25 protein-coding genes, 1 tRNA gene and 1 rRNA gene are annotated in these 25,338 nt (G+C 46.0%); 21 read left to right on the forward strand and 6 right to left on the reverse strand.

The features are described 5' to 3' along the window. The first annotated feature begins 104 nt into the window (after positions 1-104). Positions 105-219, forward strand: a 5S ribosomal RNA gene (rrf, locus tag LG272_RS05070). A gap of 275 nt (positions 220-494) precedes the next feature. Here rrf and LG272_RS05075 read toward each other — a convergent pair. After that, positions 495-3,905, reverse strand: coding sequence for a translocation/assembly module TamB domain-containing protein (locus LG272_RS05075; protein ID WP_404409888.1), 3,411 nt, complete (start codon positions 3,903-3,905; stop codon positions 495-497). Then, complete coding sequence (locus tag LG272_RS05080; protein ID WP_404409889.1) at positions 3,902-5,677, reverse strand: autotransporter assembly complex family protein; 1,776 nt, start codon at positions 5,675-5,677, stop codon at positions 3,902-3,904. The genes LG272_RS05075 and LG272_RS05080 overlap by 4 nt, the downstream gene beginning before the upstream one ends. Before the next feature lie 152 nt (positions 5,678-5,829). On the opposite strand from LG272_RS05080, the gene LG272_RS05085 reads away from it, so the two are divergent. The 3 genes from LG272_RS05085 to rimI all read left to right on the forward strand — a co-directional run bounded on the left by LG272_RS05085 (position 5,830) and on the right by rimI (position 6,804). Then, positions 5,830-5,906 (forward strand) — tRNA-Trp (locus tag LG272_RS05085). A gap of 50 nt (positions 5,907-5,956) precedes the next feature. Further along, the gene (locus tag LG272_RS05090) at positions 5,957-6,358 is read left to right on the forward strand and encodes a hypothetical protein (protein ID WP_404409890.1); all 402 of its coding nucleotides are present in this window, start codon (positions 5,957-5,959) and stop codon (positions 6,356-6,358) included. Next, the gene (gene rimI, locus LG272_RS05095) at positions 6,328-6,804 is read left to right on the forward strand and encodes a ribosomal protein S18-alanine N-acetyltransferase (RefSeq protein WP_404409891.1); all 477 of its coding nucleotides are present in this window, start codon (positions 6,328-6,330) and stop codon (positions 6,802-6,804) included. The genes LG272_RS05090 and rimI overlap by 31 nt, the downstream gene beginning before the upstream one ends. A gap of 4 nt (positions 6,805-6,808) precedes the next feature. Here rimI and LG272_RS05100 read toward each other — a convergent pair whose 3' ends face one another. Both LG272_RS05100 and LG272_RS05105 read right to left on the reverse strand, forming a co-directional pair. Continuing rightward, positions 6,809-7,126 (reverse strand): metalloregulator ArsR/SmtB family transcription factor, encoded by a 318-nt coding sequence (locus LG272_RS05100; protein WP_338068865.1) that lies wholly within the window; start codon positions 7,124-7,126, stop codon positions 6,809-6,811. A 14-nt stretch (positions 7,127-7,140) separates the two neighbouring features. After that, positions 7,141-7,356, reverse strand: a complete 216-nt coding sequence (locus LG272_RS05105; RefSeq protein ID WP_126760492.1) for a DUF2892 domain-containing protein — start codon at positions 7,354-7,356, stop codon at positions 7,141-7,143. Positions 7,357-7,530: 174 nt separating this feature from the next. Here LG272_RS05105 and LG272_RS05110 point away from each other — a divergent pair, with 174 nt between their 5' ends. The 11 genes from LG272_RS05110 to LG272_RS05160 all read left to right on the forward strand — a co-directional run bounded on the left by LG272_RS05110 (position 7,531) and on the right by LG272_RS05160 (position 17,705). After that, a complete protein-coding gene (locus tag LG272_RS05110; RefSeq protein ID WP_404409892.1) occupies positions 7,531-7,956 on the forward strand; it encodes a cytidine deaminase in 426 nt (141 codons plus the stop codon). Continuing rightward, a complete protein-coding gene (deoC, locus tag LG272_RS05115; RefSeq protein ID WP_404409893.1) occupies positions 7,956-8,726 on the forward strand; it encodes a deoxyribose-phosphate aldolase in 771 nt (256 codons plus the stop codon). The genes LG272_RS05110 and deoC overlap by 1 nt, the downstream gene beginning before the upstream one ends. Next, a complete protein-coding gene (gene deoA, locus LG272_RS05120) occupies positions 8,726-10,048 on the forward strand; it encodes a thymidine phosphorylase (protein WP_404409894.1) in 1,323 nt (440 codons plus the stop codon). The genes deoC and deoA overlap by 1 nt, the downstream gene beginning before the upstream one ends. Before the next feature lie 41 nt (positions 10,049-10,089). Next, positions 10,090-11,310, forward strand: coding sequence for a phosphopentomutase (locus LG272_RS05125; protein WP_404409896.1), 1,221 nt, complete (start codon positions 10,090-10,092; stop codon positions 11,308-11,310). Positions 11,311-11,318: 8 nt separating this feature from the next. Next, positions 11,319-12,023, forward strand: coding sequence for a purine-nucleoside phosphorylase (gene deoD, locus LG272_RS05130; protein WP_404409897.1), 705 nt, complete (start codon positions 11,319-11,321; stop codon positions 12,021-12,023). A 182-nt stretch (positions 12,024-12,205) separates the two neighbouring features. Beyond that, a complete protein-coding gene (locus LG272_RS05135) occupies positions 12,206-12,598 on the forward strand; it encodes a cytochrome c (protein WP_126760487.1) in 393 nt (130 codons plus the stop codon). A gap of 32 nt (positions 12,599-12,630) precedes the next feature. Next, a complete protein-coding gene (locus LG272_RS05140) occupies positions 12,631-13,779 on the forward strand; it encodes a multicopper oxidase domain-containing protein (protein WP_126760486.1) in 1,149 nt (382 codons plus the stop codon). A 17-nt stretch (positions 13,780-13,796) separates the two neighbouring features. Beyond that, a complete protein-coding gene (locus tag LG272_RS05145) occupies positions 13,797-14,540 on the forward strand; it encodes a formylglycine-generating enzyme family protein (RefSeq protein WP_126760485.1) in 744 nt (247 codons plus the stop codon). Between the two features lie 2 nt (positions 14,541-14,542). Further along, the gene (locus tag LG272_RS05150) at positions 14,543-15,184 is read left to right on the forward strand and encodes an SCO family protein (RefSeq protein ID WP_404409899.1); all 642 of its coding nucleotides are present in this window, start codon (positions 14,543-14,545) and stop codon (positions 15,182-15,184) included. Positions 15,185-15,304: 120 nt separating this feature from the next. Continuing rightward, positions 15,305-16,900, forward strand: a complete 1,596-nt coding sequence (prfC, locus tag LG272_RS05155) for a peptide chain release factor 3 (protein WP_126760483.1) — start codon at positions 15,305-15,307, stop codon at positions 16,898-16,900. A 25-nt stretch (positions 16,901-16,925) separates the two neighbouring features. Beyond that, entirely contained in the window at positions 16,926-17,705 is a 780-nt protein-coding gene (locus LG272_RS05160; protein WP_404409900.1) for a TatD family hydrolase, read from the forward strand. Here LG272_RS05160 and LG272_RS05165 read toward each other — a convergent pair. After that, positions 17,695-18,162 (reverse strand): hypothetical protein, encoded by a 468-nt coding sequence (locus LG272_RS05165; RefSeq protein ID WP_126760481.1) that lies wholly within the window; start codon positions 18,160-18,162, stop codon positions 17,695-17,697. The two genes, LG272_RS05160 and LG272_RS05165, sit on opposite strands and share 11 nt — an antisense overlap. A 178-nt stretch (positions 18,163-18,340) precedes the next feature. Between LG272_RS05165 and serB the strand changes: the two genes are divergently transcribed. Genes serB through LG272_RS05190 form a run of 5 tightly spaced genes read left to right on the forward strand, consistent with a single transcriptional unit; the run spans position 18,341 to position 22,845 of the window. Beyond that, positions 18,341-19,003, forward strand: coding sequence for a phosphoserine phosphatase SerB (gene serB, locus LG272_RS05170; RefSeq protein WP_126760480.1), 663 nt, complete (start codon positions 18,341-18,343; stop codon positions 19,001-19,003). 32 nt (positions 19,004-19,035) lie between these two features. After that, entirely contained in the window at positions 19,036-20,397 is a 1,362-nt protein-coding gene (gene radA / locus LG272_RS05175) for a DNA repair protein RadA (protein ID WP_126760479.1), read from the forward strand. Between the two features lie 2 nt (positions 20,398-20,399). Next, positions 20,400-21,155: a hypothetical protein gene (locus LG272_RS05180; protein WP_404409901.1), complete on the forward strand. Its 756-nt coding sequence runs from the start codon at positions 20,400-20,402 to the stop codon at positions 21,153-21,155. Beyond that, positions 21,152-22,105: a FecCD family ABC transporter permease gene (locus LG272_RS05185; RefSeq protein ID WP_404409902.1), complete on the forward strand. Its 954-nt coding sequence runs from the start codon at positions 21,152-21,154 to the stop codon at positions 22,103-22,105. Before LG272_RS05180 ends, LG272_RS05185 begins: the two co-directional genes overlap by 4 nt. Next, complete coding sequence (locus LG272_RS05190) at positions 22,105-22,845, forward strand: ABC transporter ATP-binding protein (RefSeq protein WP_404409903.1); 741 nt, start codon at positions 22,105-22,107, stop codon at positions 22,843-22,845. The genes LG272_RS05185 and LG272_RS05190 overlap by 1 nt, the downstream gene beginning before the upstream one ends. On the opposite strand, the gene LG272_RS05195 is transcribed toward LG272_RS05190, so the two are convergent. Next, entirely contained in the window at positions 22,842-24,170 is a 1,329-nt protein-coding gene (locus LG272_RS05195) for a S41 family peptidase (RefSeq protein WP_404409904.1), read from the reverse strand. The genes LG272_RS05190 and LG272_RS05195 overlap by 4 nt on opposite strands. Before the next feature lie 136 nt (positions 24,171-24,306). Here LG272_RS05195 and nagZ point away from each other — a divergent pair, with 136 nt between their 5' ends. Continuing rightward, positions 24,307-25,338, forward strand: coding sequence for a beta-N-acetylhexosaminidase (gene nagZ, locus LG272_RS05200; protein WP_404409906.1), 1,032 nt, complete (start codon positions 24,307-24,309; stop codon positions 25,336-25,338).

Here is a 25,338-nt window from a genome sequence, read left to right on the forward strand (position 1 = left end):
GTTTGACGCCGGGGACGCAAGTTCGAGCTTCTATTAAAATACGTTCCTGTAGGGTGCGCATTCATACGAACAATCAGCGCGTTTATATTGTTTAACAGTTTTTGCCTGGCGGCCATAGCGAAGTGGAACCACCTGATCCATTCCGAACTCAGTAGTGAAACGCTTCAGCGCCGATGGTAGTGTGGGGCTTCCCCATGTGAGAGTAGGACACCGCCAGGCTTCAAATACGACGAGACCCCGAGCTAACGCTCGGGGTTTTTTCGTTTGGGAAAGCCAAAAGCGTGACTCGTGGTTCGTGCGCTACGCTGTTCGTGCGTTCGGCTTCGCCTCTCTGTTCGATAACGAACAGTGCACAGCACGGACGAACAGTGAACGAAGTGAACGCACGAACAACGAATAACGAATAACGAATAACGAATAACGAATAACGAATAACGAATAACGCCCTTCGCTCTTCTAATATCTAATATCCAACAGCTAATATCGCCTTCGCTCTACTTCTCGATTGTGTAGAAGATGTCACCACCTTGCGCTTCACTACTTGCTGTCGTCTCTATAATGAGTTTCTCAGATAACAAATAACGCACTAAAAAGGTATTGGTATCTTCAAATAACCCGACGCCATACTTCACATAAAGTTTAGGTGAAAGGTACTTACCAATATAAAAGGAGGTATCGTTGGGATTCATTGTTGAGTCAATTCCAAACTCATCAAATCCGAAGGTATCTTGCAATGATTCGCCGATAAAATCAGTGCCTTTAGAGCCAAGTAAAATAAGCGCTTGGAGCTGGAGGTTCTCATTACCGGCTGTAGCGGTTCCAGAGCCGCGGCCAAGAATTAAATAAGATAATACTTCACTGTCAGGCATTGCTGGCGTTGAGTACAAACGAAAGTCTGGCTCTTGCAAAGTACCACTGACCTGGGCGCCGACGCGGACATCTTCAGTTGCCAACATGTTCTCTGATGAGCGTTCTACACGCAGATCTAACCCGGGGTTATCAATTGGTCCGCCGTTATAAATAAAGGAACCTCGCTCTATCTCTAAGCGTTGGCCATAAAGCTCATAAAAACCTTTATTAACGGATATATTACCGCTAGCAGTTAATGCACGTTTTGGTGTTTCTGTAAGTCGTAAACTTCCGGCTAAATCGCCTTCAAAGCCAAAGCCTTTAACTTTTACATCATCTCCAAGTGTAACTCGGACATCGGCATATATTGGGTAGAGGCCAGCTTCCTGAGCTCTAAGCGGCTCGCCGTTTTGATAGACTTCGACATCGGTTGATGTTGTAACGCCCATATCAGCGATTTCTGGCTGATCAATACGTACATACGGAATGTCGACTTCGCCTGTTACATCGATGCGTTCGTTAAGTAAGGTGATTTTGAGATTAGGACTAATATCAACTGTGGCAGTTGGTATCTGGATTGCCCGGAACTCTTCACCTTGAATAGTCAGTGTCAGCTCCGGTTTTAATGGTTCGAGTAACCCAGCAATACTGATCCAACCTTGTCCAGACTGAGCTTGACCGTCGAGCGTAATACCATTATCGACTTCGGCGGTATCGAATGCTGCAATTCGAACGTTTGTAAGCAACAAACCACTTTGTGCGAAACCGACCTCTTGAGCTGCCAACTCAATTGAACCAGTAACGCTAGGAGCCTGGGTACTTCCGCTGATATTTATTTGTGCTAGTGCATGTGCATTCTCGTAACGAAGGTCGGGTAGCGCCCACTGTAGGACAGTGAGATCACGCAATTCGATAATAATATCACCACTTAGGTCAGCGCCATCGGCGATATTACTGGCGACCAGATCGCCAATAACTAACCCTTTATCGTCTTCCAATTCCGCTGTAATAGACGTTTCAAGTTTGTCTAAATTACCCTGCCAATCTAATTGCCAATAGTTAAAGCGTGTGGATATTTCTTCATCAAGCGCAAACAATATAGTCCGCTCGCTGCGAAGTGCACCCTCAGTTTTCACTAACGACCATGTACTGGTATCGTAGCTAATGCTGCTGTTTAAATTTGCAAGTCCCCAAATTCGTTCAGCGACGTCGGATTCTCGGAATCGGTTGAGTAAAGCTAAAGGTAGATTCTGGCCGGTAATTTGCGTGGTCTGTATCGAGTTATTTGCCGTTGTATCAAAGCAAAGATTAGCAGGTGCCCGTTGGGTATTCGCCGTTAGGCATAAGGAGTCTACTGAGGTTGCAAGTGGTGTTGCGACCGGAACCGAAATTAATCCCTGATCGGTATTAGTCCAATTACCAAAGTCAGGATGATTAAGAACCAAATCCTTTACTTGGATATCGATACGTTCATCAATTGTTCCAGTGATGGCTAAGTTAGCTTTAACATCGCCAGAAAAGTATTCGTTATTCGATAATGTCGATAAATCCGGTACGTCTAAGGATAGATTTAACTCTGAGCTTTCAGTCATCGCACCATTCAAATTAATGCTGTTCTCACCCCAGCGAATTAGCAGGTTTTCCGCCGCTAGCCGTTGCTCCTTATAGATAACATTGCCTTGCGCGCGCAGTTCGTAATCGGCTAATTCTTTTAGCTGTTCCAACTGAGCTGAAAACGAATGTATCGACGCTGAAACTGCAAGTTCAGAAGACCAATCAACAGTCGAAGTTATATCGGCAGTAATTGCATCAGAGTTGATTTGTGCGTGTTCAACTGTAAAGTGTGACGCACTCCCATTCCCCGAGAATTTAACCTCTGCAGGGAATTTTTTATCATAAGTTGCGTTGATATCTAGATTGTGTGAAAAAGATTCAAGGCTGCCCTCAACGTTACCCGTAAGCTCATTAATATCAAGTTGCAGACCAATCGCCTCATGGGGCAATGATAACTTGGAGCTATTCAGCGCTCCTCTTAAACTGACCTTAGATAAACTTTCGTTAAACGCTAAATAGTTATTAAGAACACCGTCGAATGCCACATAACCTTTATTGGCGCCAATATTTGAAAGTAAGAACTCTTCTATTGCTACATGCTGATTATCAATCGTTGCATCAAGAGTCAGAGATGAGCTATTCAGCCAGCTATACCATGGTGAATCGCTTGCCAATATTATCGGTATTAATGGCGAGGTAGATAACTGATTAATTGCTACCTCAGCAAGCCACGAGCGGCTATTAGAGAGTGTATCTTTTACTTGCAAATGAATGGTGTGTTGCTCAGTTTGTGGCGGTACTGTAAATGTCGTGACCGCGTCAATGTTGGCAATACTTCCACGAACATGGGTGTTACCGGTGATACCTTCAATAGCTGATTTGGCGATTGGATCGCTAAGTTGCCATCTTAATTCAAGATTAATTGGATAATCATTTCGAGTTGTTATTGAACCTGCGATGAAGGTGCTAATTTGCTGATAATCGAGGTGCAGTTGTTTCATGTTGAGTTTCGTACCGCGCCAATCTAAGCGACCATCAATGTCTGGCAGTTGATGGCGATTATTATCGAGAACCAAGTTACTATTAATGGCGCTGAAATCGTTAACCATCAAAGTAATAGGTAACTTTAATTGCGGTAAGGTAATCGCCTCAGATGAAGTTGAGTTGTTATCTGCTGTGGCAATTTCAAACAGTAACGAGCGGGTTTCAATTTTTTTAAAAACGAGCGCCTGATCTAACAGTTGCGATGGTTGCCATTCAAGCGTTAGTGATTCAACACTAGCTTGCCATGGTGATTTGATCACTTTGAGGTTCTTAAGGGTCAATTGGCCGACTAAATTGCCACTTAATGAATCAAACTCTAAATCGATATCCGCTAATTGAGCCGACCGCTCAATGATAAACTGTGAGCCAGTGGAGGTCGTGACCAATACCGCCAACGTACTCGGTATTAGCACGAATAACGCAACAATTGTCCAGGCGAGATATTTAACAAACTTCATAAATCAGGCCCCAGCGTTAAGTGAAGACGCCACGGTTTACTTGGCTCATCTAATGCCATGGCTAAATCAAGTCTGACTGGACCAATCGGAGAAACCCATCGAAAGCCAAATCCGACCGATTGTTTAAGACCCTCATCCCATTGCATCATACTATTCCCAATATCGGTAAACAGTGCCACGCGCCAGTTTGGTTTGAACGAATAATCAACTTCTACTGAACTCGCGGTCATGTATTTACCACCAACAACTACACCATCGGCGTTCTCGGGCCCCAATTGTTGATAGGCATAGCCTCGGACATTATGATCACCACCCGCAAAAAATCGAAGCGTAGGACCAAGCGCTTCAAAGTTGTCAGCTCGCAAGGCTCCAATTTCGCTACGAACCAGAACACGCCAGCTTTCGTTTAGTCGATGAATCCACTTTGCTCCAACTTTGACTGAAGCAAACGTGGTATCGGAAAGAGCACCGTCATAGCCACCCTGCAACATAATTGATAACCGATAACCGTCATCAATGATGTTACGATTTGCCGGCAGGTTTGAACTTTCAATTAGGCTCCATTCGACGGATGGAATTAAGAAATTCGATGATTCAGTTGGTTCGTCACCAAAGGCAAAGTCTTCGCGTTGATAGGCGAGTTGATAGGTACGGTGCCAACGATCATAATGGCGAAGATCTTTGAAAGAGGTGCGATATAACGTCGAGCGTTGTTCTTCAAAGGACCGATCAGTGATCTCGCCGTTAAAGCTATAAGAGTCTCGTGCTGGATTATTTCCGGGAATGATATAGCTAACAAAACCGGTGTTTTGAACTTCTGATAACCGTATAACACTACTTAAACGATGACCTCGATCATTGACCCAACGTCTATCAAAACCTAACGTGATGCGTGCGCCAGTGTCGGTTCCATAGCCTAAGCCGACTTGATAACGGTCGCGTTCGTTGGGGGTTAGTGCAACATCGATTGGAACATGATGATCACTCGTATTTTGCCACTGAGGCGATACTTCCACACGGTTAAAATAGTCGCTACCGGCTAAATCAACCTGTAAATCCAAGAGTGAACGTGTGTTGAACGGCTCACCAGTTTCGTATTGAATGAATCGATTGAGTAAAGAATCACCAAGGAAGGCGCAGCAAAAGGTCGTTTCGCCAAACAAATAACGCTCACCAGAATCAAAAACAAGCGAGACATCAGCAAGCTGTTGCGACGTTTCTACTTTGACTGAGTGCTCGGTGAAGGTCGCATCATAATAACCGCGCTCAGCTGCGAGATTTCTCAAGCTAGCTTTGAAACGCTCATATGCTTGATGGTTAAATACTTGCCCTGAATATGGCTGTTGCGACTCAATAAGTTTTTGAAAAGCAGTATCGTTTTGTGCGTTTCCGATCAGCCTAACATTCACATTATTGTAGGTTGTAACGGGGCCAACATCGACGACATAACGAACGGTCCAAATGTCTTCGCCTTCATTAATCTCGCTAGTTACACTAGCATTATAAAAGCCAAAGGGTTCAAGTGCGGAACGGATTTCTTGTTCACCGGTTCGACTCAGATAGCGAACTCGAAAAATGGAAGGTACTTTCTCACCTTCGAGGGCGGTGAGACTGAGAAAAATACGCGCGTTTGTTAAAAGTGCCCCTTCAATGCCATCAATTTCAATTGCCAATTTAGCATTAGGTGGTTGCCATGAAGTCTGCGAGAGTGCTGGCAGGCTTAATAGCATGAGGAAGATAGCAAGCAATCCTTGCACATAACGCACACTCATAAATCAGAAATACCTTTCAGTAAGTGTCTAATACAATTTAGTATAACACCGCACTTTGCGATAAGTGGTGAAAAATCCCGCAGTTGGCAATTTGGAGCGCATAAATCGCTTGCCAGTGCCAGATTGGACAGTATAATTCAGACCTTGATTGCAGGGGTGTAGTTCCAATTGGTAGAACAGCGGTCTCCAAAACCGACGGTTGGGGGTTCGAATCCCTCCACCCCTGCCATTTCCTTTCAAGATCTTCCTAAAAGAAGGCGTTTGGGCTAGGCTAAGCGCATGACAGAAAATATCTTCAATAAATCTCAACAAAAAGCGCTTGCTGCACTTGGTTTGCCGTTGTGGAAGCTGCGTGCAAGTGTGGCTGAAGCTCAAGAGAACTTAGCTACAGAAAATCCCGTTGCACAAAATTCCGAAGCAGGCGTATCTCACTGCTATCGTTTAGGTCCGTGGCTATTGTTATTTACTGAACGCCTTCCGGTAAAACATCCACAGTGGCTCGTGGATATTGCACTAGCGTTAGGCCAAGCTTCATCCTCTGCTATCGCTGAAGTTCCAAGCGCAAGCAAAGAGCAATGGGATAGCGCGTTTATAGTAATCTTTAACGTCGGTATTCAAGATACTATTCCAGCTTCGATGAAAGCCAAGATATGGCATCAGATTCAAAATCAACTCTCATGAACAGCGCTATAGCTATTGTTGAGTTAAAAACCTGGACTCCCGATGTCGCGGCTATTGAAACCGGAACAAACCAGCTTCCATGGCCGGTAGAGACGCTAAAGTCGTGTTTTTCGAATGGTTATCAAAATTTTGGATTGTACCGAGATAATGATCAGCAGTTGCTGGGATTTATTATCGTCCATCAACCAATGCCAGATGAATGGACCATTATGAATGTTGTTGTTTCATCAGCTTTTCAAAGGCAGGGATTAGGCGAGGCGCTCGTTCGACACGTTTGCGAGTTGGCGCAAAATAAGCATGCCAGTGTGTTTCTTGAAGTGCGCGAATCGAACCAACCAGCTATCGCCCTATACACCAAGCTCGGCTTTAAAACTCTTGGGCGTCGTAAGGGATATTATCCAACCGCATCTGGTGAACGCGAAGACGCTATCGTTATGCAAAACTGATGATCTAATCAGTGAATGTCGGGCAGAATTTGCTACGAAGCAACTGCATGAATTGCATTGTATCCGGATCGTTAATTGAATAATAAATTGTTTGCGCCTGCTTACGAAACTTCACTAGACCTTGTTCGCGCAATACAGCTAAATGTTGAGAGAATGCTGATGGACTGAGCGGGAAATGCTTGTTCAATTCACCGACACTCTTTTCGCCACCCGCAAGATGACACAAAATTTGTAAACGGTGTTCATTGGCAATCGATCGCAAAAATGCCGCAGCATTTTGTGCTTCACCTGTTTGCATTTCAGCATCCATCAGCATGCTCATAGCGTTTCTCTCTATTATTTCTGTAGCGCTAACTCGCGCTCGGTTTTTAATTTAAATACTTTCTTTAAAAAGATACTGGCGGGACAAAAGCCAGTGAATGATTGCTGGAATAAATTAGCACCAACAAACACAGTTAACCATACCCAATTTGGATGGACCCAAACAGTCAAGGCGACAGATAATAACACCATAAAGCCGGCAAAGGCAGTTAAAGCTTTTTCAACACTCATGAGAATCTCCTTAATTTAGAAACTACTAAATTAATATAGCTCTAATTTTTCCATTCGGGAAGTGATCAGAGTCATTAATTTAGTAACTCCTTAATTAACCTCCCCCTTTTGGTGTACTTGGATTCGCGCGAATATCGGGGTAAGCTTTACTGCCATACATTAATGTAACGTCTTATGACCATTGAACAAGATAAAATTAGTCCTATTAAGACATTAGCAAAAGCTGCAGCCGAGCATGCTTATGCTCCGTATAGCCAATTTAAAGTTGGCGCCGTTCTAGTCACTGACACTGGCGAAGTAATTGGTGGCTGTAATGTCGAGAACGTTTCTTACGGGCTATCCAACTGTGCTGAACGCACGGCTATATTCGCCGCCATTGCGCAAGGCCTCAACCCTAAGTCAATTAAGCAAGTGGTTATCTATACGCCGAGTGAAAAAGTATATTCACCGTGTGGTGCATGCCGCCAAGTTTTAGCCGAGTTTTTGAATCCCGAAACACCGGTTATCTCAACTTGCGACAATGACTTTGAACAGTGGACGGTCGCAAGTTTGCTACCGCAAGCCTTTCATTTTGATATCAACGAATACAGAAATAGCTAATGATGACAATTAAAGAAGCTGCCCAGCGTGCAATTCAATTGATGGATTTAACATCGTTGAATAATAACGATTCAGTAGAAGTCATTTCGAACCTATGTGCGGCGGCAAAAACTGATTTTGGCTCGCCAGCCGCCATTTGCGTTTATCCAGAGATGATTGTATGGAGCAAGCTAGAGCTTGCTCGGCTCGGTCTGCACTCGGTTAAAGTTGCTACGGTAACCAACTTTCCAAAAGGCTCTGAGAATGTCGATAGAGCTCAAGCCGAAACCGAGCGAGCTGTTGCTGCCGGCGCCGATGAAGTGGATGTGGTATTTCCATATAAAGCACTTATTGCCGGTAATGCGCAAGTTGGCTTTGAATTGGTCAAGGCTTGTAAAGAGGCGTGCGCGGATAAAGCTAAATTAAAGGTGATTATAGAGAGTGGCGAACTGAAGACCGCTGCGTTGATTCGCCAAGCAAGTGAAATAGCTATTTCTGCTGGAGCAGACTTTATTAAAACGTCGACTGGAAAAGTACCAGTTAACGCAACGCTAGAAGCAACCGAAATTATGCTCAAGGCAATTCAAGCGAGTGGCGCAAAGTGTGGTTTTAAGGCTGCCGGTGGCGTTCGCACCGCAGACGATGCAGCGCAGTATTTAGAGCTTGCGGCCTCGATTATGGGAATAGACTGGATTAGTGCAGATAACTTCCGCTTCGGTGCGAGTAGTTTACTTGGCAATTTGCTCAGTACTTTAAATAATGCCGAGGCAGTGGAAAAGGACGGCTACTAATGTATTTACCGCAAGAAATTATTCGCATTAAACGCGATGGTGGTGTGTTATGCGATGAACAAATTCGGTTTTTCGTCAATGGGCTTACAACCGGCGCTATTTCAGAGAGTCAAATATCAGCGCTGGCAATGGCTATATATTTTCAGGGAATGACCGCAGATGAGCGCGTCGCCTTAACGCTGGCAATGCGCGACTCTGGTACTGTTCTTGATTGGCAGTCGATGGCACTTGATGGGCCAGTGTTAGATAAGCACTCAACGGGTGGGGTTGGCGACGTGGTGAGCTTAATGCTTGGCCCAATTGTAGCTGCCTGCGGTGGTTATGTGCCAATGATCTCCGGTCGTGGCCTCGGTCATACTGGCGGTACACTAGATAAAATGGACTCGATACCAGGCTATCAAACGATACCGACGCTGGATGAATTTCGTCGCGTGGTTAAAAGTACAGGTGTCGCAATTATCGGACAAACGGGTGACTTGGCTCCGGCGGACAAACGTTTTTACGCAACGCGCGATATTACAGCGACGGTTGAATCTGTTCCACTTATCACAGCTTCGATTTTATCAAAGAAATTAGCCGCAGGCTTGGAAGGTTTGGTACTCGACGTAAAAGTTGGTAACGGCGCCGTGATGCAGGATATTGAGCAAGCAACGGAATTAGCAAATAGTCTTGTAACTGTGGCTAATGGTGCGGGTTTGCCGACATCAGCAATTTTGACTGATATGAATGAGGTCCTAGCTAAATCAGCCGGCAATGCGATTGAGGTGCGTGAGGCCATACGATATCTCACCGGTGATTATCAAGCGCCGCGCTTGCATGAAGTAACAGTGGCCCTTTGCGTTGAAATGCTGGTGCTCGGTGGTCTTGCCGATACCGAAGAGCAAGCTCGTAAAAAGGTACTCAATGCCCTTAATAGCGGTGCGGCAGCTGAAAGATTCGCTAAAATGGTAAAAGAACTCGGTGGTCCATCGGATTTGTTGACCAATTACTCAAATCACTTGCCACTTGCACCGATTGTCAAACCGGTATTTTTGACTGAATCAGGATATGTTGAACACATCGATACCCGTGCAGTTGGCATGGCAGTGGTTGCCTTAGGTGGAGGTAGACAACGTAGTTCTGATGTACTCGATTTTGGTGTTGGCTTGGATAACATTGTTGGGCTTGGTGACTATGTTGATCAGCAAAAACCAGTCGCCATGTTGTACGCACGAGATGATGCATCATGGGACAGTGCCGCTGAACGTTTACGTCGCGCTTTTACTGTCGCTAATGAAGCAAACAGTCACAATGTTGTGATTCATCAGTACATTCGCAATTAGTCGATTCGCAAGCAGTAAATTCGTCATAAGAGGTTAATCATATGTCCCGTGCCATCATTGTAGTACTTGATTCATTTGGTATTGGTGCTGCCGCCGATGCAGATAAGTTTGGTGATGAAGGTGCGGACACATTCGGACATATTGCAGCGGAAGCGGCAGCGGGGCGAGCTGATAATGGCCGCTCCGGCGCACTGAAAATACCAAACCTAGTCAAGTTAGGTTTAGCCGAGGCGTATTACGGTGCAACTGGCGAGCAGCCGGCTGGTATTGAGCCAGCGGATGAAATTGTCGGACGTTTTGGCTGGGCGCAGGAATTATCTTCGGGTAAAGATACGCCGTCGGGGCATTGGGAAATGGCAGGTGTACCTGTTTTATTCGACTGGGGATATTTTTTAGAACCCAAGAATTCGTTTCCACAAGATTTGCTCGACAAAATTGTCGAAAAAGCCAATTTGCCGGGATATTTAGGTAACTGTCATGCTTCAGGAACGACAATTATTGCGGAGCTTGGCGAAGAACATATGCGTACTGGTAAACCGATTTTCTATACTTCGGCAGACTCAGTATTCCAAATAGCCTGCCATGAAGAAAGTTTTGGATTAGAGAAGCTATATCAACTCTGTGAGTGTGTACGCCAATTGCTAGAGCCATACAATGTTGGCCGAGTTATTGCGCGCCCGTTTGTTGGTGAGAATAGCGCCAACTTTAAACGCACTGGAAATCGCCGAGATTACGCGGTACCACCACCTGAGCCAACGGTTCTTGACCGGCTGGCTGACGCCGGCGGAGAGGTTATTAGCATTGGGAAAATAGCCGATATCTTTGCGCACCAAGGCATAACCCAAAAATACAAAGCGACAGGTATTCCAGCTTTAGTAGATGCGACAATTGAGCAAATTCAATTCGCACCGGCAGATTCGATTATCTTCACGAATTTAGTCGATTTTGATAGCGATTATGGGCATCGACGCGATGTTAGTGGTTATGCGGCAGCGCTCGAAGAGTTTGATCAGCTTTTACCGGCATTGATGTCATCGTTACAACCGGAAGACATATTAATTTTAACTGCCGATCATGGCTGTGACCCAACTTGGCCAGGAACCGATCATACTCGCGAATATGTGCCAGTTCTTGCCTTTGGTAACGCTATCGAACCTGGTTCAATGGGGCTTCGAGAAAGCTTTGCTGATATTGGTCAATCGATTGCGACGTGGTTAGGGTTACCATCAATGAATTATGGTCAATCATTCATAACGAAGTAGCTAAAACTATGACAACACCTCATATTAATGCGTCGGAAGGTGCCTTTGCCGAATTGTGTTTATTACCTGGAGATCCGCTACGAGCCAAATTCATAGCTGAACAGTTTCTCGAAAACGCGCGGTGTGTCACTGATGTTCGCAACATGCTGGGCTTTACTGGTACCTACAAAGGCCAACCTGTATCCGTTATGGGTACCGGCATGGGTATTCCATCTTGCTCAATTTATACCACTGAGTTAATTCGCCATTATGGCGTGTCAAAGCTAGTTCGCGTTGGTAGTTGCGGCGCGATCATGCCAGAGATTCAGTTGCATGACATTATCGTGGCGCAAGGTGCTTGCACTGATTCTGGTGTTAACCGGCAACGCTTCAATAACTTTGATTTTGCCGCCATTGCAGACTTCGAATTATTGCGCCGAGTTGTCAATCACGCAGAGAGTACTTCGGTTGAGGTGCGCGTCGGCAATGTTTTTTCCGCTGATCTGTTTTATCAGGCAGACACAGCATTACGACAACGATTCCAACAAATGGGAATATTAGGCGTCGAAATGGAAGCTGCCGGATTATATGGTGTTGCTGCGGAACATGGTGTTGCAGCGCTAACAGTACTAACTGTATCCGATCATATAATGCGTGGCGAAGCGATGAGCTCGGATGAACGCCAGCTAGGCTTTAAAGCCATGGTCGAATTAACTCTTGATGCACTAATTTAATTGTTAAAAAATAAAATTATCCATAAATTTAACTAATCATTACTCCTCTTTCATACTATCGGTAATAGAGGGTTTAACCTAAAAGTGGTAGCCCTCGTTTACTCCTTCATTTCACTCGTAAAAGCCCGTCAATTCGCTAATCTATAGTCATCAACTAAAGACTTCGAATAAGGGGTATTACGATGACTAACGTTAATAAATTTAAATCAGGCATTTTTGCAGCAGCTTCTGTTCTCGCTTTATTTTCTGCTGGCGTTCACGCCGATGCAGGTGAAGCGGTTTATAAGAAAAATTGCATGGCATGCCATCAGGCTAATGGCCAGGGTATGGCGGCTGTATTTCCTCCACTGGTGGATAACTCAAACATCACCGATAAGCCTGCCTACATTGCAGAAACCATCGTGAAAGGTAAGTCCGGCAAAATCACCGTTAATGGCGCTGAGTTCAACGGCATGATGCCACCAATGGCTTATATGACTGACGCAGATATTGCTGCGGTAGTGAACTACGTCAATACAAAGTTTGCTAGCGGAAGCAAAGAAATTTCAGCGGCTGAAGTAAAAGCAGTTCGCTAACAGTTTTAGATTAAATACATCGGAGAATAACTATGAAAACCTTCATTAAAAGTGCAGTCGCAAGTGCCTTAGTCGTTTCTTTTGCCGGCTTACCCGTTATTGCAGAAGCAAACGTACCATTAAAACACGATAGCGAATATGTTATCGACGGTAAAATCTATGGCATGCCAAAAGCTAAAATCTATCGCGATGATTACAATGGTCCAGCGGTAGTTGGTGACTATGTGACTATGGTTCCGCATTTAGCTGAACTTGATTATAAAGGCAACAAAGAACACGAAGTGCGCATGGACGTGTTTTCACAGAAAGTTGAAGTAGCGCCAGGTGTGAGCTACAACGCATGGACTTTCGGTGGCAGCGTACCAGGCCCAGTACTGCATGTTCGCGAAGGTGACCGCGTTGTCTTCAAAATGAAGAACCGTTCAACTGAAGAAGTTGTGATTACCAAACCATTCAAAGGTGCTTCACCATACTTTGATCAAATTGCTGCGAACCAATTGCAGAAGCATCAACCGGTTGTTGCGCCAATGCCACACTCGATGGACTTCCATAGCGGTACTGTAGCGGCAGATGATAAATGGGCAACAATTGCTCCGGGCGAAACCATTGAGTTTGAATGGATTGCGAACTACGCCGGTACTTATATGTATCACTGCGGTACTTCAAGCGTACTTATGCACACTGCAATGGGCCAATACGGTGCCGTAGTTGTATCACCAAAAGAAGGTTACCCAACTGATAAAGAAGTTGACCAAGAGTACGTGATTGTTCAGTCAGAGATGTACCTTGAGCAGATGGGTGATGAATATATCTACGACCACTCAGCGGCGTTAGCACGTGATCCGAGTCATGTTGTCTTCAACGGTCACGTTTCTGCTCTGAGCGAGAATCCGCTGAAATCTAACGCTGGTGACCGCGTGCGTATTCACTTCTTGAATGCTGGTCCATCAGGCACTTCAAGCTTCCACGTTATCGGTGCAATTTTCGATAAAGTTTGGGCTGAAGGCGACCCGCGTAACACTTGGTACGGTATGCAGACTGTGTTGCTGGGTGCTAGCAGTAGCGCAACTGTTGAATTCATTGTTCCTGAAGAAGGCGTTTACAAACTGGTAGACCATGAGTTTGCAGATGCTGAACGTGGTGCTGCTGGCGCGTTATACGCAGGTCCTCGCAAGAAATAAGGCAACAGGAGTTGATCATGTATAAGTGGCTGAGTGTTTTGAGTATGGTGGTGGCTGCGCAAGCAGCCGCCGAGCCGGTCATCATTCCCGCCGGTGAATATAAACCAGCGGTACTCCTTGATGAAACCGTTGAGGTTGTGGTGATGCCAGCGTTTAAGCTCGATGCAGCACCAGTCACTTATGCACAGTATCTTGAATTTGTATCGGAAAACTCGAAATGGCAACGCGATAACATTGCTGCCATTTTCCATGATGGTAATTATTTGAAGAGCTGGCCTGGTAATGAACAAGTACCGGCTGAGTACGAAGATAAAGCCGTCACGCAGGTTTCTTGGTTTGCCGCTCGTGCGTATTGTGATGCACAAGGCGGGCGCTTACCGACGCTCGATGAATGGGAATATGCATCGAATTATTACCTGCAACAACAAAACTTGAGCGACAAAGCATACGCGCAGATGTTGTTTGCACGAAACAGCAATCCAACCGCATATAGCAAGCAACATGTAGATGCGAATATTGAGCATCTTGAATACATGCACAACCGTGTTAACGAATGGGTTGAAGATTATCAGTTGTTGCTAACTAACGGCGACGACAATGATTTACTCGCCGGTTCTTGCGGAGATAGCGCAAGATTTATGGCTGATTTTGGTGATGCGAGCTACGCAACGTTTTTTCGGTATCAATCGCGTAGTAACTATCGCCCACAAAGTACAACGAGCACTTTAGGCTTCCGTTGTGCTTACGATATGGAGAAATGATTATGAAAAACATCATGTTTGCTTTATCCGTCATTTTTTTGAGCTCTGGTGTCGCTGTGGCACAAGATCACAGTCAACATAATCATCATGATCATAAAAATCACACAACGTTCAAAGCTGAACCGGTGAATCAAGAACACTCGATTTATCACTTAGATGGTGAGTGGCAAGCACACACTGGCGAGTCATTGACGCTGGCCAACTTCCAAGGGAAACCAGTTGTTGTTTCCATGATTTATGGTAGTTGCACCACCGCATGTCCAGTGCTAGTCAATGATGCACGCCGCATCTTCGAAGCGTTACCGGAAGCTTATAAACGTGAAGTGAAATTAGTCATGGTAAGCTTTGACGAAGACCGCGACACCCCAGCTGCATTGGCAGAATATGCGGAGAAATATAATTTGGGTGACGATGTTTGGACATTTCTTCACGGTGAAGACACCAACATTCGCGCCTTAGCTACTTTACTCGGCGTTCGTTACCGCAAACGCGCAGATGGAGATTTTGATCACAGTAATTTAGTTACCGTACTCGATGTCCATGGTCGGGTGGTAGAACGTGTAGAAGGCTTGAACCGACCTGTTGACGATGCAGTGAAGGCTTTGGTGAAAATTATTGACGAGAATCATTTGTTGCACCACTAAACCCGCTGACTCTCTATTTGAGTTAATCGTACAAAAGTGCCGCGAATTCGGTTAGAATTCGCGGCACTTTCGTATTTATTGTATTTATATTGACTTATCCATTAGGAAAAAGAGTTCAGCATGTCAGATCTGGCCAAAGTTATCGCCAAAGAAGTCGCCAAGCGACGCACGTTCGCTATTATCTCGCACCCTGATGCGGGTAAAACGACCATTACTGAAAAAGTATTGTTACACGGTCAAAAGCTTCAAAAAGCTGGTACGGTGAAAGGCAAGAAATCGGGTCAGCATGCGAAATCTGACTGGATGGAAATGGAAAAAGAGCGGGGGATCTCGGTGACCACCTCGGTGATGCAATTTCCCTATCGAAATGCCTTGGTCAACTTGCTTGATACTCCAGGTCACGAAGACTTCTCTGAAGATACCTACCGCACCCTGACAGCAGTCGACTCTTGCCTCATGGTAATTGACGGCGCAAAAGGTGTTGAGGATCGCACAATTAAATTGATGGAAGTAACACGTCTGCGTGATACACCAATCATCACCTTCATGAATAAACTCGACCGCGATATTCGCGATCCACTTGAGTTATTGGACGAAGTCGAGAATGTTCTGAATATCATGTGCGCGCCAATTACTTGGCCAATCGGTTCTGGCAAGAATTTTAAAGGGGTTTACCACCTTCTTAAAGATGAGGTTATTTTTTACAAAACCGGTCAAGGTCACCGCATTCAAGAGGTCGACGTAATCAAAGGCTTGGATAACCCTGAACTGGATTCGCGAATTGGCGATTTTGCCGACGAATTACGCATGCAAATTGAGTTGGTGAAAGGGGCTTCGAACGGTTTTGATCTTGAGATGTTTTTGGCTGGCGAATTAACACCGGTCTATTTTGGTACAGCATTGGGTAACTTTGGTGTTGACCACATGCTGGATGGCCTTGTGGATTGGGCGCCAACGCCGCTTGCGCGTGAAACCGATGACGGGAAGGCTATTGCAGCGACTCACCCAGATTTCTCTGGTTTCGTTTTCAAAATCCAAGCGAATATGGATCCGAAGCACCGTGACCGTGTGGCATTTATGCGTATCGTTTCAGGCAAGTATGAGAAGGGTATGAAAATGCACCAAGTACGCATTGGTAAAGACGTTCGTATTGCCGATGCGTTAACCTTTTTGGCCGGTGATCGTGAGCAGGTTGAAGAGGCATATCCGGGGGATATTATTGGCTTGCACAACCACGGTACCATTCAAATTGGTGATACCTTTACTGGCGGTGAGCAGTTTAAGTTCAGTGGCATTCCGAATTTTGCGCCAGAACTCTTCCGCCGTATTCGCTTAAAAGATCCGTTGAAGCAAAAGCAATTGCTCAAAGGATTAGTGCAGCTATCTGAAGAAGGCGCGGTACAGGTTTTCCGCCCACTGAGTAATAACGATCTGATTGTTGGCGCGGTGGGTGTGCTGCAGTTTGATGTGGTTGTTCATCGATTGAAGTCGGAATATAACGTCGATGCGGTTTACGAGAATATTAATGTTGCGACGGCGCGTTGGGTCAGTTGTTCTGATGCTAAAAAACTCGACGATTTTCGCCGTAAAGCGGAATCAAATCTTGCTCTCGATGGTGGTGACAATCTAACTTATATTGCACCGACCATGGTGAATCTGAGCTTGGCTACCGAGCGTTACCCAGATATCGTCTTTAGCCATACGCGGGAGCACTAAATAACGGCTCATCAAAGGGGGCGTCGTGAAATTGTTTGATAGTCACTGTCACATTAATTTTGACGCCTTTCAACAGGATCGAGAAGCTGTGATGCAACGGGCTGCGCAGCAAGGTGTAAAGCGGCTTTTCGTTCCTGGTGTCACCCGCCAATTAAGCAGTGATAAACGATGGATTGATGACTGTCTGCCGATAGAGATTATCGAAGGATATGGCCTGCATCCTTATTTTATTGAAGAACATCAAGCTTCAGATCTTGATTGGTTAGCGCGACAACTCGACAGCGCTCCGGGCGCTGTCGTGGGAGAAATTGGCCTCGACGCTAATATGAGCGACTACAAAAAACAATACGAGCTATTCTCTGCTCAAGTTGATTTAGCCGTAACGTTTAAGCGCCGTGTCGTTTTACACCATCGAAAAACCCAGCCCGAATTACTTCGAATTTTAAAACCTGTGCGAGATAAGCTACCTGAAGTTCCCGGGGTCATCCATGCCTTTTCTGGCAGCGCAGAGCAAGCCAATGAATGGATCAATCTAGGATTTATGCTGGGAGTTGGCGGAACCATTACCTATTCACGAGCCAATAAGACACGTCAAGCCATTCAGCAAGCCAATATCCATCATCTAGTGCTTGAAACTGACGCACCGGATATGCCATTGAAAGGATTTCAAGGCCAGCGGAACGAGCCTGCACACTGCTTTAGAGTATTGGAACAACTCAGTGAGCTGCGAGACGAGCCGATAGAGCAACTAGCAAAAGTTATCTGGAATAACACCTGTCGTCTATTTGGCGCGTCTATTCGGTAGTTTCAGGAAGCGCAGAACGTCGGTATCGCCAACGATTAAAGGTGATGGCCATAAAAATACCTGCCAGAACCGCAAATCCTAATAAAAACTGACCGTAGAAGGTTAGATAGGCGTGCGTTTTAACCGGCGCTTCAAGCAACAATGACTCATCAACAGTTAACGTCAAATAACCGATAACTCGATCACCATCCATAACTTCTTCAACGAGAACTAGTGCTTGCTCAACTTGGTCACTTTCGGCCTGGGCAAGCGAAGAGGTGATTGCTTGACCAAAGCGGTTTTGAATTTGTGCTGCCGCAATAAACGGTTTAAGTTGCAGTTGTGACACTAATTGTTCGAGACTCTCGGTATCATCTACCGTTATCCAATAACGAGCTTCGGCAGCGGCTTGTTCAGCGGTTAAACTCATTAATTGGTGGCTGTGTGATTGAAACTCCTGCAGACTAGTGGTGTGCATGGCACTCCACAACTGCTCAATGAGTAATATCAACAGTATCGCGAGCCCGAATCGGCGCCCTCGCCGATAGACAAGTTTGAATAGACTGTTAACATGAGTAGGGATTTTTATCATGCGGCAAATATACGTTGAATTGCTTGTGCTTAGCAACCTACTTAACATTTAAGGCGAACCCTTCATGCCCGATTTTTCAAAACCCGGTCTCGTTGTTTTTGATATGGATTCGACCCTAATCACTATCGAATGTATTGATGAAATAGCGGCACTTGCTGGTTGTAAGGATACGGTGAGCGCAATTACTGAGAGTGCGATGCGAGGTGAATTGGATTTCTCTGAAAGCTTGCGGGCGCGAGTTGCAGCGTTAACTGGAGTGACAGCAAAGCAATTAAGTACACTCTTCGAGCCAATCCCATTCACGCCAGGCGCAGAGGACCTCGTACGCTGGTTGCAGCAGCATCACTGGCATGTCGGGCTGGTATCTGGTGGCTTTACTTGGTTTACAGACAAGGTACAGGAGCAATTGAGCTTACGTTTCTGTCGCGCTAATACGTTGCTGTGGAACGCAGACCGGTTAACTGGGGAGGTTGCGGAGCCGATTGTTGATGCAAAAACGAAAGCTGAATGTCTCGTGAACTGGGCTAATGAACTCGGCATAGACAAACGGCAAACGATTGCAATCGGTGATGGTGCAAATGATATTCCTATGCTTGAAGCTGCCAACTTTGGCATCGCGTTTTGCGCCAAGCCGGCGCTACGAAATGTGGCCGACCTGTGTATCGATGTTCCCGATTTATCAGCTGTTATCGATTATTTTGAGCAACAGACTTTAGCTACGAAATAAGATCGAACAGTTTTAAAGGAAAAATTTAAACGATGGCAAAAACGAAAACAGCATATGTCTGCAATGATTGTGGCGCTGACTTTGCTAGATGGCTGGGGCAGTGTCCTGAGTGCAAAGCATGGAATACCATTACTGAGGTGCGATTAGGAAGCGTCAAAGCAACTGGTGCTGAACGCCGCGGCTATGCTGGCGCTACGCTTGCAAAAGTGCAGACATTGAATGAAGTGGATTTAGAAGAGCTACCTCGATTTAGCAGTAGCTTCACCGAATTCGACCGAGTTCTTGGTGGCGGCATTGTGCCAGGCTCTGCCATTCTTATTGGTGGCTCGCCGGGCGCTGGTAAAAGTACTTTGTTACTACAAACCATGTGTCGCTTGGCAGACCAGATGAATGTTTTGTATATCACTGGTGAAGAGTCATTGCAGCAGGTAGCTTTACGCGCGCAGCGTCTATCGTTGCCAACAAACAAACTTCGCATGTTGGCCGAAACTTCGGTTGAGACGATTTGCGACCTTGCTGACCAAGAACAACCTCGGGTGATGGTTATCGACTCGATTCAAGTGATGCACTTGGCTGATATTCAGTCGGCACCTGGCAGTGTTTCACAGGTTCGTGAATGCGCTGCTTATCTCACGCGGTATGCGAAACAAAAGGGCGTTGCGATAATTATGGTTGGCCATGTTACCAAGGATGGCTCGCTAGCTGGACCAAAGGTGCTGGAGCATTGTATCGACTGCTCAATATTGCTGGAAGGCGATACTGATTCCCGGTTTAGAACGCTTCGTGGTCATAAAAATCGCTTTGGCCCTGCCAACGAGCTCGGCGTTTTTGCGATGACAGGACAAGGTCTCAAAGAAGTTACGAATCCATCGGCGATATTCTTACAGCGTGGCGAGCAACACGGTAGCGGTTCGGTGGTGATGGTTATCTGGGAAGGAACGCGTCCCTTGTTGGTTGAATTGCAAGCGCTGGTTGATGTGAGTCAGCTTGCTAATCCAAGACGCGTTGCTGTGGGTATGGAAACCACGCGCTTAGCTATGTTATTGGCAGTGCTGCACCGTCATGGCGGGTTGCACATGTCAGACCAAGATGTTTTTGTAAACGTTGTTGGTGGTGTGCGTGTGATGGAAACTGGCGCCGACCTTGCGCTATTGCTCGCAATTGTTTCCAGTTTTCGCGAAACCGAGTTGCCTCGTGATCTTATCGTGTTTGGCGAGGTTGGTTTGTCCGGAGAAATTCGGCCAGTACCGAATGGTCAAGCTCGACTCCACGAGGCGGCTAAACATGGTTTCACTAAAGCTATCGTTCCGGTCGCCAATAAACCTAAAGATAAAATTGAAGGGATGGAAGTGATCGGTGTGAAAAGTTTGCAAGAAGCGCTTGAGGCAACTTAATTGTGCATTCAAAGCTCGGGCAACTGAAAGTATTAGGCTGTATCAGTCTTTTATTAATCGGATTAACAACAGGTACCACTGCCGCAGCACAGCGTTTAGTGTCGCTCAACCCATGCTTCGATGATTGGGTACCTCAATGGCTACCTGCAAATTGGGAGTTCATTCCGAGTACAGCCCATGGAAATCGCTTAGAGCGAGTGCTTCGAGCTTCGCCGGATGTTGTGTTGTACGGAACTTATACGAACCCGCGGTTAGTCGCGCAGCTGACTGCGACAACGCGTGCTGTTCTGGTGGAAGAGCCAAATACATGGATGCAATGGCAGCAAACGCTTCAGCAAGTTGGTGTAGCGCTTAACCTTGAACAACCTTTGCAGAGCTGGCAACAGCAGCAACAAGAGCAATTAGCTCAGTTACCTAGCTTGATTGAGTCAGTTTTGGTGATTATGCCGAATCAATACAGTTGGGGTGGTGAAAGCTTTATCGTCGACATGCTGAGAACTAACCAGATAACCGTCGTAGTGGCCGATGAGTCGAATCAACTTGTACAGCTCAACTTAGAACAATTACTGCAATTAAAGCCTGAGCGGGTGGTACTTGACGGTTTTTCTAACGACTATGCTCGCGCCAATGAATGGTTGTGGCACGGCGCGCTATCACCATGGCTTGCCAAGCGCAAAGTAGTGCAAATTCCGTCGACCGTAAGTGGCTGCCCAGCCCAGCGAGCCCTTGAATATATTACTCTGGTAGTTATGCCATGATGACTCGTAGTTTCTTAATTCTAGTCTTCGCGTTATTGATGATGTTGTGGCACCTCGGTAGCGGCGGTGAAACTTGGTCGTTATTGCCGAGCAATGAGTTAGAAAGCTTTATTCTTACTGAAATTAGGTTACCTCGCGTATTGTTAGCCTTCTGTAACGGTGTTGCTCTGGGATTAGCGGGAAGCATCTTGCAGCTTTTACTTCGGAATCCACTTGCCGAACCCGGCATTACAGGAATTGCCGGTGGAGCGGCACTTGCAACCGTTGCGACATTGTATTGGGGGGCAGTCGAGCCGGTGTCCTGGTGGCTACCAGCTGTTGGACTACTCGGCGGCATGGTCACATTAGGCCTATTATGGTTATTGTCAGGGCGACAGCCGCAAGGTATTCGAATCATTTTGGTTGGCGTTGCTCTTTCAGCTATTTCGGGTGCTCTCATTGCGGTGGTGCTTAACTTAGCCCCGAATCCATTTGCCTTTCAAGAATGGGCACTGTGGTTAATGGGCTCGGTTGCCAACCGCGGCTGGGCATACGTTTGGATAATTCTGCCACTACTTATTGTTAGTCTATTGATACTGGTCACTCAACGTCGTTATATTCAAGCTCAAATTTTTGACGAGCCGACAGCTCAAACTCTTGGATTCAATGAGTATTGGTCGAGGTTTTTGCTGTTACTGGTTACGGCACTGCTTGTATCAGCATCGGTTGTTACCGCAGGTATTATTGGCTTTATCGGTTTGGTGGCGCCGCATTTGGTTCGATTATTGGGGATACGTCGGCCAAACTCGCTTATTTATAGCAGCGGATTTGTTGGTGGAATGCTATTAGTTGGGGTTGATGCGCTCGTACAAACCATCAATACTCGAGTTGAACTACAACTGGGGGTAGTCATTGCCTTAATTGGCGCGCCCTGGCTGTTGTTGTTACTTCATCGCTCAGGACGTATGTAATGCTTGAACTTTCGAATATCTCTTATCCTCGGCGATTACAAAGTGTCTCTTATCGTGCACCTGCTGGGCGATTAGTAGGTGTTATTGGTGCCAACGGCTCCGGAAAGTCGACGTTGTTATCGATATTAGCGGGTGGCCTGAAAAAGGCGAAAGGAGCTGCGTTATGGCACAGTCACGATCTGTTTCGATGGTCGCCTTCAGAACAACGCCAGCAACTCGCATACCTTTCGCAAAAAAATGAATTTCATGAGCCTGTTCGGGTTAGTGATTTGCTTATGACGAGCCAAGTTAATCTTGAGGAATCTTCGCAAACATTAACGGCATGGCGTGAACGAAGTATCGAAGACTTTCATTTGCAAACGTTGATGAATCGTTCGATTACCGAATTATCCGGCGGAGAGCAACGCCGTGTGATGCTGGCCTGCGTCAACGCGATGAATCGGCCATTGATTCTGGCTGATGAACCAATAGCAAGCCTCGATTTAAACTATCAGTTGTTAGTGATGGACTGGCTAAAAGCGATGAGCGGGCAGGGTAAACTGGTTCTCGTTGCGCTGCATGACCTCGCACTTGCCGCGCAATATTGCGATGAATTGATGTTGTTACACGAAGGGCAATTACTTGCAAGTGGTGAGCCTAACCAGGTGTTATCCGACACTAACCTTGCACTGGCATACAAGGTTAGTGTGGATTGGTTATGCAATCGAAATGGCGTTGCAATGCTTGCTCGTCGTCTTTAGTGTTCTTGACGCCACAAATCTGGCAGTTTCGTTGGGCGACGTTGCTCATCTAACTGCTGTTCAGTGAGCGAGCGACGTGTGTCTTTGTCAGAAATTGTGGCAGCCGGCTGACACTGTCCGTATGTAATGTGATAAGCCGCAGCTTGCAACATCGGATCATTTTCGTCGCCCCAGTCACCAACGAGTACATCGTCTGCACTACAATTCGGCGCTAAACCGTCATAATAACGACCTTCGTCGATAGCATTCACGGTTTCGAAATTCACCACAAAAGCGCGTTTGTCGCAAATCAACTCAGGAATCTGTCCAACCGGCTTACCACAGGTAGGTTGGCCAATAACAACGACGTCAATGTACGGATCTAAAGAGTTAATGATTAACTCAGATGAGGAACAACTCGCACCCGTAGTCAAAATATAGACACGGTTCAAATTCAGTTGTTGAATGCCATCATATAGTTGAAATTGCTCGATGAAATTGGAGTCAGTATTATTGGCATTGAACAGATATTTGGTGAATACCTCACCAATGACTGTATCGCCAGCAGCTTGTGTCGATGCTTGGTTTGCATAACGAGTAAGACCACCGCCGTTATAACGAAGGTCAATCACCAACTCATCGACGCCCATAAATTGGTCATAAGCACTATTTAAGTCTTCACCGGTGCGGTTAATAAAGCTGTTCAATACGTAATAACCAACTTCTTTGCCGTCGATTAAGAAGCGCTCAGTCGCTAGTACCGTATTGGTTTCGACAATTTCTTTGGTGAGTACATCGGTGTAGCTGACACCATCCATATCTCGCCAAGTTAATTCAACGCTTACGCCAGTTTCAGCGCCACCGAGGGCTTCTTGATAACGATTTTGCTGAATCAGTGTTTGCACCGATTCGCCATTGATATGTGTTATCTCATCGGAACGTTTCATACCGGCAATTTCGGCCGGAGAATCTGCGTAGACATAATTGATGAATACACGGTCATCGAGCGTTAATCTTGAACTGAAACCAAAACCAGCATACTCAGCGTCAACAAAGCGACTTTGATATTCCTCTTCGGTAAGAATAAAGCTGTACCGGTCTTCCGGTACCACCAAAGCTTCCAGCAAATCATAAATATTATTGTAATTATCAGGATTAACATTGGTCGGCATATCTTCGTTCCACAAGTAATCCTCTTGCATATAGTCGTAGAAGGTGTCGACTTGTCCGCGAGCGCTGCACTGTTCAACGATAGGACCTACAGTTACATCGCCGTCACCCCCACAGCCGGCTAAAACTAAACAACTAGCAATACTTGTTAAGACGAGTTTGGCGGATGATTTCATAAGAATAATCTCTATGTTGATAATCGACGTATTCATAAGATGACAGATTTTTAACTAAATCTCCAAGATTTGACTAGTGACGGATGATTTTTATTTTGGCACACTGCCTGCCGACACGGAGATAAGAGATAGCTATATGACCGCAGTAATGATTGATCTTGAAGGCACTGAATTAACCGACTCAGAACGTGAGCTGTTAGCTCATCCTGCAGTGGGTGGCGTGATCTTCTTTAGTCGAAACTTCGAAAATCATCAGCAATTGCTGGAACTTGTCCGTCAAACTCGTGCTGCGGCTCGCAATCCACTCATTTTAGCTGTGGATCATGAAGGTGGACGGGTGCAACGTTTCCGCGAAGGTTTTAGTGCCATTCCGGCAATGGCTGAAATTGGTCGCTATGCTGACAGTGAACGGCAAGCCCAACACTGGGCGCAAGAGTTGGGTTGGTTAATGGCGGCTGAGGTCTTAGCGTTGGATATCGATATTAGCTTTGCTCCTGTGCTCGATGTGAACGGCATAAGTGAAGTTATTGGCGATCGCGCATTTGCGCAGAAAGCTGAACAGTTAACGCCAATTGCTCGTGCTTTCATTCGTGGTATGCATCAAGCGGGTATGAAGGCAACCGGTAAGCACTTTCCTGGGCACGGTTCTGTGCGCGCCGACTCGCACATTGAAATACCTGTTGATGAACGTAGTTGGGAAGAAATTTTAGCAACTGATTTGCCGCCGTTTATCGAACTTGCCAGCTGCCTCGATGCTGTCATGCCTGCGCACGTTATCTATCCGGCAGTCGACGATAAGCCAGCTGGGTTTTCAAGTTATTGGCTGCAAGATATTTTGCGCGCGCAATTGCAATTCAACGGTATTATTTTTAGTGACGATTTAGGTATGGCTGGCGCGACAGTTGCAGGAAGCATGAGCGAACGCGCCCATGCGGCGCTGGATGCTGGTTGCGATATGGTGTTGGTATGTAACGATAGGGCTGGCGCAATTGAAGTAATCAATGCCATTGAGCCACGGCTTGAACAACTGAAGAAAAACGCGGCACGTTGTTATCAGCAACTCAGTAAACCCGCCGGTATGACGATGAATGTGTTGCAGAATCATCCTCGCTGGCATGGCGCTCAGGCGGTACTTACTGAAATGAGTAATGCGAAAGACAAACGTTAA

Origin of the sequence: Pseudidiomarina marina, from assembly GCF_044807045.1 — a bacterium.
GTDB classification, from domain to species: Bacteria; Pseudomonadota; Gammaproteobacteria; order Enterobacterales; family Alteromonadaceae; genus Pseudidiomarina; species Pseudidiomarina marina.